The sequence below is a fragment of the Protofrankia sp. Cas8 genome, from assembly GCF_963555845.1.
GTDB lineage: Bacteria > Actinomycetota > Actinomycetes > Frankiales > Frankiaceae > Protofrankia.
This window is the reverse complement of record NZ_CAUVXI010000098.1, coordinates 6,963-19,952: the sequence shown is the minus strand read 5'-3', so window position 1 is coordinate 19,952 and position 12,990 is coordinate 6,963. Positions and strand designations below refer to the sequence as shown.

Sequence of the window (12,990 nt, the reverse complement as noted above, 5' to 3'; positions counted from 1 at the left end):
CAGTAGTGGCCGAGCTCGCGATGCGACACCTCGGCCTGCCCGTCACGCGCAGCGCCGTAGCGTCGCCGCGCAGCTTCTCCAGCTCCGTCAACCGTTCCTCGTTCCTCGCCGCGGCCGAATCCGAAGCCGCTGCCCCCGCCAGACCCCATCCCCCTGTCCCCGCGAGCCCGGCAGGCCGCATGACCCGAACCGGGTTTCTGGGCCCCAACGTGTTCGGCAACGCCGTTCCCGATGAATTGTTGTCACATCGGCGGCGGCTCTATGTCCAAATCCATCCGCGCACGTGCGGTAATGGCGGTCTGGCTCTCGGGATGGGCCGATCCGAGCGTTTTCGCATAGGCTTCCGCCGTCGCCTTCGCAAGCTGCTCGGCGACGGCTGCGTCACCGCTCGACTGAAAGTCGGCCGCCAGGTTCGCGGCGCAGGCGAGGGTGTAGGGATGCCGCTCGCCCCGCGCCCGGCGGTGGGCCTCGTACGCACGCTGGCTGTATGCGAGAGCGTCGTCACTCCGGCCCGCCGCTGCGAAATCGCTCGCGAGATTCGTGAGGCACGCAAGGGAGTAGGGATGGTTCTCGCCGAGAACCTCCTGGAACCGCCGCAGCGTCTGCATATCCAACGTCGTGGCCTCCGCCACCTGGCCATTCAGGCGCAACAGGATCGCGTGGTTCACCGCACACCCGAGCGTGTACGGATGCCGATCACCGAACGCCGCAGTACTGCGCCGTAACGCCTCCTCGGCGTTCGTGCGCGCCGCCACGAGGTCGCCAGCGAGCCGGAGGTCGTTGGCCAGATTCGTGCGCGCCGCGATGGTCTCCCGGTTGTCTGGACCCCACGCCCGGAGATGGCGGGCCAGGACATCGGTCGCCAGCTCCAGGGCATCACCGCGTCGTCCTGCCTTGCGCAGCGACAACGCGAGGTTCTTCCGCGCCCGCAGAACATCACCATCGTCCAGTGTCAGAACGGTGAGATAACGGGCGACGGTTTGCTCCTGTCGAGCAAGCGATTCATGGACCAGACCACATTCGCGCTCGTCCCGAGCCACATTGTTGGCCGAAAACAAGGATGCGAGCTGGGACGGACCGATCAGCCGATCCCAGCGGTCGCAGGTGTCACGGTCGACGGCCAGGGCCTCGCCGAACAGGCCGTTCATCCGGAGCGAGACAGCCAGATTGTGGGCCGCTGTCAGCGTCTGCACATGATCTGTCCCGAACTCGGCGCTGCACGACTCGAAGTCCTCCCGATCGATCGGCAAAGCAGCACGGAAATCACCACTGAACCGCAACGCGGACGCATGGTTAGCGGCTGCGTCAAATCGGTGATATCGACCCGGACCGCTCGTCGTCGAAGCGGCCGTCAACGCCGCATCACTGTGCGCAAGTGCCTGCGCATTGTCGCCCAGATAACGTAGGATAATAGAGAGCTGGATCCGCAGAAAAATAATACTCGGATCATCTGCCGCCAGATGCGACGACCAGTGCCCCAGCGCGTCAGCGGCGAGATCACGACCGGAGATCAACTCGCCCCGCGCGATCAGGTATGCCATCTCTCGCAGCACCAGCCTGCACAGCTGTGCGGAGTCGTGGCGCTCAAGCGCCCCCGACGGCTGGAGATGGCGAAGTAGTTCCAGATACCGGCCCCAGTTGGCGGGATCACTGGGATTCCCCGGATCCGCCGCCGCCAGCACCGAATGCGCTACGCGCCGGATCTGCTCGCGTTCCTCGGCGGGAATGAGGTCACGGAAGACCCGCTGCACAACCCGATGCATGTGGATGGTGGGGCCCGGTTTCGCTTTACCACCGAGCTCATTCCCCATTCCTGGGGCGACCGTGTGGATGGCGGAGCCGACCTTCTCGTCAATTCCCGTCACGGCGAGCGCATAATGGTCGAGGTCCGCCAGAATCCGCGCCCGCATGACCGGATCGGCCAGTTCAGCGGCCAGTTCCGGCGGCAACAGGTCGCGGGCATCGTGCCCACCCGTATCGATGTCGTCCGACCTGAACATACGCAGTGGGACCGGGTACGACCCGAGGAACGAGCATATACGGAGAAGCTGCAAAGTGGCAGGACGTCGTTCGCGCAGCAGGTTGTGGGACGGCAGCCACGCATACAGAAGCGAACGCTCGTAGGCGGACGACGGGGACTGCGACGCGATCGCGAGGAAGTCTCTGTCCGCCAGGTCCAGGAATGCGTCCACCGGTGTCCGGGACGCCGCGATGAACCTGGCGGCTGTGTCGAGCGCCAGGGGGAGATTATCCAGCTCGTCGGCCACCCGCAGAGCATCCTGCCGCGACAGGTGCGCGACTCTGCTGCAGAGGAACTGGATGCTTTCGTCCGGCGTATAGACATCGATCTCCATCAGTCGCGAGAACGATCGCCACAGTTCACTTCTGGCCGTTATCAGGATGTGGCCGCCGCCGGAGGGAAGCAGCGGGCAGATCTCATCCGGACTCTCCGCCGCGTCGAAGACGAGTAACCACCGTCTATAGGGGATTCCACGGCTCAGCGCGTCTCTGACACTGCGGGCGGTCTTGCCCAGATCATTGTTGAACGGAAGGCCGAGTTGATACGCCAACCCGGCCAGGTCACTGCGGGCAGCGGTGCCGGTGCCGGCGTGAACATACCACACCAGGTCGTAGGAAGACCCGAAACGGTAGGCATATTCGGTGGCCAGCTGGGTCTTTCCAACCCCGCCGATACCGCGTAACGAGATGACCGGAATATCATCTGTGAATCCTTCACGGATTGCATCCAGCTCGGCATCGCGGCCGGTGAAAAGCGGGTTCCGCTGGGGGATATTACCGCTTACAGACGGGGGCTCCCCAGGGTAGCGTGTCGCCGCGTAGGCCCGACCGCCGCGCAGCAGCGGAACGTCATCGAGAGATTCGTCCGTGTCGACGGGCACGAGACGCAGCAACCGTCTGTGGGCCTCGGCCTCGTTCACACCGGTGAGGTCCACGAAGGCGAGCGGCTTGGCCCTGGGCAGCATCGGGACATTCACGGTCCTGGTGAGCACGGGAATAATACGGTCCAGCAGATCCCCGATGCCGGTAAACGCAGCAGACCAAGCCTCATGGGTACGTAACCCGGCACTGAAATAGGTGTCACTCAGAATCATGATCATCCGGTCCGCCCGGCGGAGACATCCTCGGAGCAGCGTCTCGGGGCTTTCCCGGGATCCGTGGTCGAGCCGGTGCAACTCCACCTGACGACCTCGACGCTGGAGCCGACCCATGATCCATTCTGCCCACAGCTGGTCGGCGCTGGCATAGCTGATCAACACATCACATTCGACGCCGCTGTCGTCGAGCGAACCAAACTGTGACACGTCGGATGTCACCGGCACTCCTTCCCCCCTGTCCTCTCGACCCAGAACGCCGATACGGGCCGATACGGGACGACTGTTCCTAAGAATAGTGCAGTCAAAGCTCCTGACAGATGCCTCGCCGGCTCCGCCGCGCCGGGCAGGGCCAGAAATTCCACGCGGGAAGAATCCGCTCCGTGGACTCCAACCGTCAGCACGGTCCGAAGGGTGCTTCGGTGGACTCGATGAGCCAGCCGACCAGCCGCTGCGGATCGGGCGCCGAACCGCACAGCTCACGGACACGGAGGCTTACGGCGCGCACCAGTTCGGGCTCAACCAGTATGCCGTCGGCGAGGTGTCCCGGGCTGGTCTGACGCCATGCCAGCGCCAGGCCTGCCCATGCGGAGCCTGCCTCTGGACGCCGTGTGAGCACGCGACGGTAGATATCCGCCGCAGTAGCCGGGTCGCCAACGACGTAGGTCAGGTCAGCCTCCTCCTCGAGCGTCCTATCCGACGCGGCCCCGGGTCGGTCGCAGACGAGGTTACGCAGACGCGCCGGATCGGTGATGTGCAGCATCCGCAGCGCCCGCCGCGGTTCATCCGCCGCCGGTGGTTCGTCCTCCGCGGGCGGATCCGGGCTGTCTGCGACGGCTGGTCCGTACGCCGCCAACCATGCCCTGGCCAACACATCGACCCGCGACGGCGCAGGCGGAACGTGGCGCAGTCGCCAGAGCAGACGGCGATCCAACGCCATCTCCTCAGCATACCTGTCGAACGGCGCCGGGACCGGATCATCCTGCCACCGCTCGAGCGTCGCGTCCATTCCGGTGACGAAGCGCTCCCCTGTCTCGGCCAGCACATGATGGCTGCGTAACTGCGCGATGGCCCGCCGGGTCTCGTCGCGCCACATCCCAAACTCGAGGTGCGCGACGTCCGCTGCCGGTCCTGGCGGGGCAGTTCGGCGACGCACCCGCCAGAACGCGGTGACGCCCAAATGAGCGTAGGCGCCTTGCAGGAGCGACCGAGCCGGGCGAGGCTCGGCGCGCCACGGCGCGTACATCGCGACCGGTGACGTTCCGTCATCGTTCTGCTCTCGAAGCAGCGGGCACAGTCCCAGCAGCCCTTCGAGCTTGGCATGCTGCAGCTCGTGGATGAGTGTCCGGGCCAGCAGCACGGCACTCGACGGGAGGGCCAACGCGACGGAGCCGAACGCGTCCGTGAACGTCATGCTGAGCCAGACGCGACCGCTGGACGGCAGCGGCACGACAGCGGTGAGCGTCGACGCCAGTTCCGCCGCGTACCTGGGCTGCTCACCGATCAGCAGATCCCAGGCCTGTGAGAACATGTTCTGCCACGCCAGGAAGGTCTCGTCGTCGAGCCGGCCCGCCGGGTCGAAACCCGGCCCGGCCCGGAACGGATCCACGTCGTCGAGTGGTACCTCGAGGACCGCGGTCCCCGACCTCGACGCCAGGAGCCGCAGCCCCTGCCATCCGGCCGCGTCCTTCGTCGGATCAACCGGGATCGCGACGCAGGCCGCCGGGCCGAGGACGGACGCCGCTTTCGGGCCGCCACGAATCGTGGCCGCGTTATCGGCGTCCGGCTCGCCGACCGGCGGTAGCAGCGCGACGCCGAGAGTGGGCAGCGTGACCGTCCCGGCGCGTACCGGCACGCTCAGGTCGAACGGGATTCCGGCGCGTAACGCGGCAGCCGCCGCGATCGCCGCGAATTGACGCAGGTCCGTGGCCAACCGCGGGGTGAGTTGGGGCTCAGCCCGTAGTGTCCGCAGGCAACCTGCGGCCCAGACCCCGACAGATGGATAGCGCAGAACGTCTCGTACAGCCGCTGGAGCACGGGCGTCGGCCGTCGCCAGCAGGTCGTAGGCGGCTTCGAGTTCGCCGCCCACAGACATGCCGCGCCGGGCGACCGTGTCGAGCACCGCGCGGATAAGCAGCAGGTTGCGGCTGAGCCGGCCCGCGCGCAGCACGGCCAGCATTTCAGGCGGTCCGTGACCGCCGGCGAGTTCATCGACCCACCGGATAGGAAACCGCAGCAACGCACTCGACACCGGTAGCCCCGATACTTGGGAGAAAGTAGCCGCTGAGCTGATCGACCTTCTTTGCTGCCACATCCGTACTGGTCAGAGGATCGAGACCCCGAACAATCAGTCCAGCCGTACAGCTTCTCCCTGGCAGCCCGTACGGTGGGACGCGCGGAGCCCGCGGGTAACCAAGTCGTGCTGGAGGTCTGGAGGAGGGGGAGGAGCATAGCCGTAGAACACCTGACTGGGATCGTCGATCTCCGCCAGGACATGCCTCATCGATCCCGTAAGAAGCGGGTCTTTCAGCGACCGGAGTTCAGCCAACGGCACGGCGGACAGATCCACCATGACGGTTTTCAGCTCCGGCGTGAACTCGTCCATCGTCGACACTACCCCCAACAGTTCCGCGATGCGCTTCCGGTGTGCCGCCCGGTCGATTTTAGGCGACGCGATGTAGCGGAACCACAGAATAACCCGAGGGTGCGCGATGGACGCGGCCAGTTACGCGCGGGTCCGTGGGACCGGGACCACATGCGCCCCGGCTGACTCCGTTGTCGACACGTCGCGGGTCAGCAGCTGGCTGCGGTACAGCGTGGTGTCTCCCACCACCGTCAGGGCCACCGCCATCGCGATCATCACCGGCACAGCGAGCGTGACCTCCCTGGTGGTTTCGATGGCCATGACGGTCAGAGCGATCGGCGCGTGGACGATCGGTCCGAGACAGGCCGCCATGCCCACGATGACCATGACTCCAGGGTCGGGCGGGGCCACCCCGGCCAGATCCGACAGACGCCACAGTGCCGCCCCGGCAGCAGCCCCGACGACCAGCCCCGGACCGAAGATCCCGGCGGAACCGCCAGAGCCCACTGACAGTGACGTAGCCACGATCTTGCCGACCGGTAGGAGGAGCACCGCCCACAGCGGCATCGCGAGCAGCAGGTGCCGGTCCAAGCCGACCTGAATGTTGCCGTAACCGGTACCGAGAACGCCCGGCAGCACCATGCCGATCACACCGACCGCCAGGCCCCCCAGCGCCGGGCGCAGTACCGGAAAACGGCCGATCTTCACAAAGGTCCGGTCGACCAGATAGAAGAACCACACGAATAGCCGACCCAACAGGCCGACCACGAGTCCGAGCGCCACAAACAAAAGGATCTCGCCAATACCGACGTGGAATACTCCGACACCCTCAAAAATACGGTCGAAACCTACCACGGAGCTGAAAACCAGATAACCGGTCACGGACGCGGCAAAGGCAGGCAACGGGATTGCGGGCGCCATGTCACGGACATACAACATTTCCACGCCCAACAACGCGCCGGCGAACGGGGACCGGAAGATCGCACCGATTCCGGCGGCGAGCCCCGCCGTCACGACAATCTTCGCGTCGGCGACGGACAGGTGGAGCTTCCGGGCCAAGGTCGACCCGATCGCCGCCGACATCTGCGCGATCGGTCCCTCAGTGCCGCCGGACCCACCGGACCCGAGGGTGCCCGCGGAGGCAAGCAGCTTGACGACGGGTACCCGTGCCCGCATCGAAGTGGGATCGTAATGGATGGCCTTGATAGCCGCGTCGGTGCCGTGACCCGCTGATTCCGGTGCGACGAGTTTGACCAGCAGGGTTGAGATGAAAGCGCCGCCCCCGACCACAGCCGGTAGCAACCACCATCGGGTCCCCTGGATCACGCCGTGCACAGGTGCCTCGGCGACGGTGGTGGCCGGCTCCGTCCCCGTCGCCCAGACGAGCAACCACGTCGTCGCCAGCTTCACCAGTTCATACAGGCCGACAGCGCCGAACCCGGCAATAGCACCGACGGCACAGCCTATCAGCAGCCACTTCGGCACGAACGGCCAGTCGGCGGGTCGCCGCCAGACAATTCCACCCGGGTCTATACCCATTACGACCGGCCTGTTCTGACCGGCGGGCCCGTGCACGGTAATAAACCCCTTGCCTGCAGGCGGCAGCCGAGCCTCATCGACCAGCCATTACCCAGCGTACTCTACGAGGGTAGGCGGCACGGCCGCTACGCCACCCGGACGGCCGAGAATCGACGGTCAGGAGAACTCCTCGAGTACGGCCAGGCTCGCCACCGTGTCCGGGTGGTCCTGCCCGAGCACCTGCCTGCGTGCCTGAATCACATCACGCAGCTCGGCATGTGCCTCATCGGTAAACCCAGCATGAAAAAGGCCGACCGCGAGTTCATGTCGGGCCGCCAGCACAGCGGCGTCCTCACCTCCGGCCAACCGCGACGCCGCTGCGACCGCCCGGCGCAGCGGTACTACATGGTCCTCGATTCGCCCCCGTATCCGCAACGCCCGCGCGTAGGCGATCAGGCGCCGCGGCAGTTCAGGATCGCCTGTGTCGGTGGCCTGTACAGCTTGACGACGGGCGTCGACGGCATCGTCGATGTCCGAGATACGGGCGTTCATCACGTACATCGCTGTAAGCGTATCGGCGAGCCCGGTCGCGTACGTCGCGACCTGCTCGGCGCCGGGATGCCGCAACAGCTGCTGCCACAGCGCCGACGCCTCCGCGAGGTCGTCGATGCCAGGATGACCCGAGTTGCGTCGTAGCAGTGTGGTAGCCAGCGCCACAGTCCCGGCGAACCACTCCGGCCGGCCGGTCACGGTGTCACGAACGCCGTCACGCAGTGCGGATACGGCCGCATTGATGCTCGCCGGGTCACCAACCGTGTCATCGTACGCACACAGCACCGCAGCCAGTCCGACGACGCGATCGATCCGGTCGGGGTCATCCACCAGGGTCATCTCGACGGCGTCCTTGTACGCGCCGAGCGCCTCCGTCAGATCACGTGATCGACCGGCCCGCTGGAAGTGGCGGAAGTGCAGCTCGGCAAGAGCGGCCAGGTCACGCGCCTGCTCGGGGTCGGGCCGCTCCGTGGTGCCCGGTTCGGCGCCTGACAACATATCGGCGTCCGGGGCCGCCACCAGGCTGGCGTACGGGCTGCCACCCCGTCGCAGGGCTTCCAGGGTGAGATAACCGAACGGTGCCCCGAGAGCGACCGAACCGGTCATGGAGTCGAGGGCGATCGCGGCCGTGAATTCGTGCGGCGTCGCGCCGAGAGCCCGACCCAGGGACTCGGAGACCTCGTCGACGACCCGCAGCATCCGTTGGAGGTTCGCGCGCCCGATGGAACTCAGGAACTGACTGCGTGCCTCGTCGGTGAAAGTGTAGCCAAGATCATAATCCGACGGCCGCCCGGCCGGTCCCGCCGTACCCGCATCAGCCCGGCGGCGGCTTGTCACCAGTCCGCTGGTCAGGACCTCGGCGCGATGCGAGGGATCGACAGCGGACAACATCCGATGCTGGACGACGGACATCAGGTCCACTGTGAACGTCTGCAGGACAGCCAGGTAGGTCGCCAGGGCGACCGCTTCAGGCGTCGCTTCACGCCGAAACGCCAGGAATTTCTCCCGGACGGACAGCCCGTCCGCGGGCGTGTCTGCGTCGGACGACGGTCGGCTGCCGAAACACACCGCCGCGTCGATTCCCCGACCGTCGCCGCCGACCAGACGCGCCCAGTTGGCCAGCCACGCCGCGTGCAGCTGCACAACAGGCACGGGCACCTGCTCGACGCCGCGCAACGAGACGCCAGAGGCCGTCCGATCCGACGCAGTGCGCGGCCGACCGGCCTCAGTGAACCGCAGTGCGGCGTTATTCGCTCCAGGCCGCGGACTTGACAGCCGCCCGTGCCGGATATCCAGACCGGTAAGCCGCCACAGGTGTTCGGGAAACGGCTGAACGATGACCACGTGCACCGAGCGCCCCCACGCGGCGAGCGTCCGCTGTACCCTTCCCGTCCGCCAGCCCACGCCCACACAATCACTGAACACCATTACTACCTGCCGACCCCGGGAGACGACGAACTCGCCGGATTGTCTGCGCATGCCGGCCGAGCCCGGCATGCGCAGCCAGCCGACGTCACCGTCCATTTCCGCTGAGTCGAAACGCTCCCGTCGGACGTGCTCGAAGGCACTGAGGCCGTGCAGGAGCGTGCCGAACTCCCGCACCGCCGAATCCCACACCACCATCGATGGAGCCATATCGGAAAGGACGACGACATCAAGCCGCGGCCGTTGAGCGGTGGAGATGACCGGCAGGTAGGCGCGGGCGCGGGCGCTGTGCTCCACGGTCAGCTCCTCGTCGAGGGCACGGGTGGCCCTGGGCTCGGTCAGCCTCTTCAACGGCCGTAGCGCCCGCACCAGCCGCAGTGACCTCGACAACGCCGGTTTGGCTGGAAGCATGATCGGACGGGGATCGGGCTGGCGCCCAAAGCCGGATCGACCCGCGTCCGGCAGGTGGAGACCACCCACCGGTTCGCCGTCAGCCGTACCGTCGGCGGACGGGCGCGGCTGCGCGGCCGGCACCTCCCGCGCCGGCATCGCGAGATCGGAGGTTCCGGGATCGTCGGAGCCGGTACGGCCGGAATCGTCCGGTGACTGCCCGCCCGGAGCCGCTGTCGAGGCCGATCGCAGCTGATCCGCGAGCCACAGGGCCTCGGCCAGCTCCCCCGGTGTCTGGCTGATACCCACGCCTTCGAGGATCGCGCGCACTCGTCCAAGCCCGTTCACGGCGGCGGCTCGGCAACGCTGTCCAGGCCGCGTAGAACGAGTTCGACGAGGCGGCTGCGGGTCGGACCGATCTCTCGTGCCGCGTTGGAGGTCAAGTATATGGCGTTGAGCAACTGGTCGGTGGCGAGCGTCATCCGGCTCCGGCGCCGGAGGAAGTCACTGACGATGTCCGCACCGGCCGTCGCGGCGTCGTCTCCGAGGTGGGCTACCACGATGGCGCCGAGGCGTCGTTCGTCCGGCTCCGCGATACTGAGCCGGACGCAACGTCGTAGGAACGCTGCCGGGAACTCACGCTCCTGGTTGGAGGTGAGGACGACGATCGGGAACTCCCGGCATGTCACGACGCCGTCGACGATTTCCACCGGAGCGCGGTCACCGGTCGGCAGCACGTCCACCCGATGCCGGACCTTCGCGATCCTGCGCAGCTCGTCGATTTCGAACACGCCGGTTTCGAAAAGGTTGAGCAAGTCGTTGGGCAGGTCATAGGACGCCTTGTCGATCTCGTCAATCAACAGCACCCGCGGCCGGCCGAACGGCAGCAGAGCCGTACCCAGCGGCCCCAGCGTCAGAAAGTTGCCGATGTCGTCCGGATCGTCCTGCGCCGGGTCGGCCCGATTCCGGCGGTTGGCCGCCTCCAGCCGCCCCAGCGCGTCGTAAACGTACAAGGCGTCGCGCAACGCGGAACCGCTGGTGATCGACCATCGCAGGACCGGGCCGAGGCCCAGCTCGTACGCGATCGAATAGGCAAGCGTGGATTTTCCGGTGCCGGGTTTCCCCTCCACCAGCAACGGACGGCGCAGATACATCGCGGCGTTGACGAGTTCGATCTCATCGCGGCTCGGCTGGTAGGTCCGGGCTCGATAGACGTCCGCCGCCGACTCTGGCGGAGCCGATCCGGACAGAGCCGGCGAGCCGTTGAAGGAACGCCACGCAGGAGCGGGCGGAAGCCGGGTGATCCCGTCGTGAGGCTCGCCGGTGCCCCGGTAGATCAGCCAGTCGTCCATTGACCCGTCTCCTTCGAGAGTCTCCCGCCAAGGGCGATGTTGGGATTCCGCTGTCCGCCGCGTCACACCATCAGTCCGGCTCCGTGAGGCGGAAGGGTGGGGAGCGCGGCGGATCCCAGTACAGAACGAGCCCGTCGCCCGGGTGGGGGGACGTCGACGACGTCAACGACGTCGCCGCATCGTTGCGCAGCTGGCGGGCGTGCTCCGGAAGCCCGCCCACGCTCACACCACGCAGGTGGTCGCTCAACGACCGCTGGAAGCGGGCGCCTGTGCAGGGCTCGATGAGGGCACCATTTTCCAATCCATGGTCCAGGCAGGGCCGACGGCGCCAAATTGCGATCGGCAGGCCCTCGGCAACACCGATGCGGAACGCCTCCGACGCCGGACTCGTCGTTGGCGGGCCGGGGAGCACAACAAGCGAGTGCAACCGCGTCGGTTCCTGGTACCAACCGTCCCAGAAGTCGTCATCGGTGCCGCTGTCGCACCGCACGCGCGCCACGTCCGGCCCCGCCCCCGCTGCGTGCATGGCGTCCCAGCGGTCTCTGCGCATCCGTTCCCGGATTCGACTTCCGGAGACGTCAGCGGCCCGGACGACGACAGGATGACTGCGGCCCAGCCGCCGGTGCGGCATGTCCGGCCAGATCCGCCAGTTCTCCCACGCCTCTTCACACTCGCGCAACAGGCGTTCGGCGAGGACGACCTGCACCATCACCTTCGTCCCGCCCCCCAGGTCCTCGATCGCATCGGGAAGGATCTGACGGACCGTCGTCCACACCTGGTCGAGAGCCCGCGGGGTGCGGTCGCACGGATATTGGACCACGTCCCCGTCACCTCGGTCGAGCCTGATCGAGAGCAGATGCAGCCGCTGGTCGTTGCCGTGCGGTTCCACGTTCACGATTACCGAGCGCCCCTCGGCGGACGCGGCGACCGGGTTGGGTGCCGTCAGGACAGCACGGGGCGTCACCCGGTCGCCAAGCTGCGACCTCTGACCGAGTCTGCCCGCGAGGAGTTCAGCGACCGTCCAGAGCCGATCCGCGACGTCTGAAGACTCGCGATGGAACTGGATGACGAGTCGCTCCAGGAACTCGACAAGCGGGTGAAGCTGTATATCTCGCGACAGCCATGCGGCGGTGTCGAAGTAGAACGCGATGTCGCGGTAGTCGGTGACCCTGATGTCGGGAGCAACCGGCACGCGATTGAGCACCTGCAGCATCGACAGCGGGTCCTCGGGAACGGGCAGCTCGGCCAGCACTCCGAGCAGGAAACCTCGCAGGTACGGGGGGAGTAACGGGTCGCCCAGGCCATGACCGGGCGCGGCGCGATGACGTTCCGCGGCGAGCGCGTCAAGGCTTCGCACCCATTGCCCGCGTTGGTGCCAGCGGTCGTGGGAACGCAGAACCCGAATCCGCAGACCGGTGGGAAGCCGCTGCAGCGCATCGAGAGTGATCGCCACGCCCCCACGGTCGGTGCCGATCTGGCGCGCGGCTTTGATCATCGCGCAGACCTCGCCGGTCGCCTCGTCGAGCACCGGACTGCCCGACATCCGCTCGTCCACCTCGTCGCCCCTGATCCTTATGGCTGTTCCACCCGGGATCTCAAGGTCACCGACGGCTTCGAACGCGAGCGGCGAGGGGGAGGGATCGTCGGCGTACAGGAGCTGATAGCCGATCGAGTACAAACTGGCGTGCCGTTCCGGCCGCGCCTGTCCAAGCCATGCGCAGCTGTACTCAGCCGTCCACTCGACGGCCAGGAGCGCGATATCCGGATACGGAAAGATCCTTGCACCCACGGGCGCCTCGCGAGGTTCGGCGAACAGCACGGTCGCCGATTGCCTGACGTCACCCGCCTGTACCCACACCACCGACGGGCGGCCAGCGACCACGTGCGCACAGGTGATGACGATACCGGGGGCGATGAAGAAACCGGTCCCAACCGAGCCGGTGTCACAGGCAACTTCGACAACGGCCTTTCGCAGTAGTTGCCTCAGTGGACGCAGTAGCCGGTCCACCGGTCACCACCCGAATGTGGTGACCGGTATAAATGTGGTGACCGCTAC

The 12,990-nt window shown here is 66.7% G+C and carries 7 protein-coding genes; all 7 read right to left on the bottom strand.

The features are described 5' to 3' along the window. Positions 1–242 precede the first annotated feature (242 nt). The 7 genes from fxsT to U9977_RS15240 all read right to left on the bottom strand — a co-directional run bounded on the left by fxsT (position 243) and on the right by U9977_RS15240 (position 12,942). Complete coding sequence (fxsT, locus tag U9977_RS15270; protein WP_322749925.1) at positions 243–3,335, bottom strand: FxSxx-COOH system tetratricopeptide repeat protein; 3,093 nt, start codon at positions 3,333–3,335, stop codon at positions 243–245. Positions 3,336–3,510: 175 nt separating this feature from the next. Next, entirely contained in the window at positions 3,511–5,364 is a 1,854-nt protein-coding gene (locus tag U9977_RS15265) for an HEXXH motif domain-containing protein (protein WP_322749924.1), read from the bottom strand. A 96-nt stretch (positions 5,365–5,460) separates the two neighbouring features. Next, complete coding sequence (locus U9977_RS15260; RefSeq protein WP_322749923.1) at positions 5,461–5,718, bottom strand: hypothetical protein; 258 nt, start codon at positions 5,716–5,718, stop codon at positions 5,461–5,463. A gap of 120 nt (positions 5,719–5,838) precedes the next feature. Continuing rightward, entirely contained in the window at positions 5,839–7,236 is a 1,398-nt protein-coding gene (locus U9977_RS15255) for a chloride channel protein (RefSeq protein ID WP_322749922.1), read from the bottom strand. 156 nt (positions 7,237–7,392) lie between these two features. Beyond that, positions 7,393–9,930: a tetratricopeptide repeat protein gene (locus U9977_RS15250; protein WP_322749921.1), complete on the bottom strand. Its 2,538-nt coding sequence runs from the start codon at positions 9,928–9,930 to the stop codon at positions 7,393–7,395. Further along, positions 9,927–10,934, bottom strand: a complete 1,008-nt coding sequence (locus U9977_RS15245) for a MoxR family ATPase (protein WP_322749920.1) — start codon at positions 10,932–10,934, stop codon at positions 9,927–9,929. The genes U9977_RS15250 and U9977_RS15245 overlap by 4 nt, the downstream gene beginning before the upstream one ends. Before the next feature lie 70 nt (positions 10,935–11,004). After that, entirely contained in the window at positions 11,005–12,942 is a 1,938-nt protein-coding gene (locus U9977_RS15240; protein ID WP_322749919.1) for a trypsin-like peptidase domain-containing protein, read from the bottom strand. Between the last annotated feature and the right edge of the window lie 48 nt (positions 12,943–12,990).

What these genes read in the sequence shown, in the direction of transcription:
- U9977_RS15255 (WP_322749922.1), bottom strand. Translation starts at nt 7,236, where the DNA reads ATGGGTATAGACCCGGGTGGAATTGTCTGGCGGCGACCCGCCGACTGG.
- U9977_RS15245 (WP_322749920.1), bottom strand. Translation starts at nt 10,934, where the DNA reads ATGGACGACTGGCTGATCTACCGGGGCACCGGCGAGCCTCACGACGGG.
- U9977_RS15260 (WP_322749923.1), bottom strand. Translation starts at nt 5,718, where the DNA reads ATGGACGAGTTCACGCCGGAGCTGAAAACCGTCATGGTGGATCTGTCC.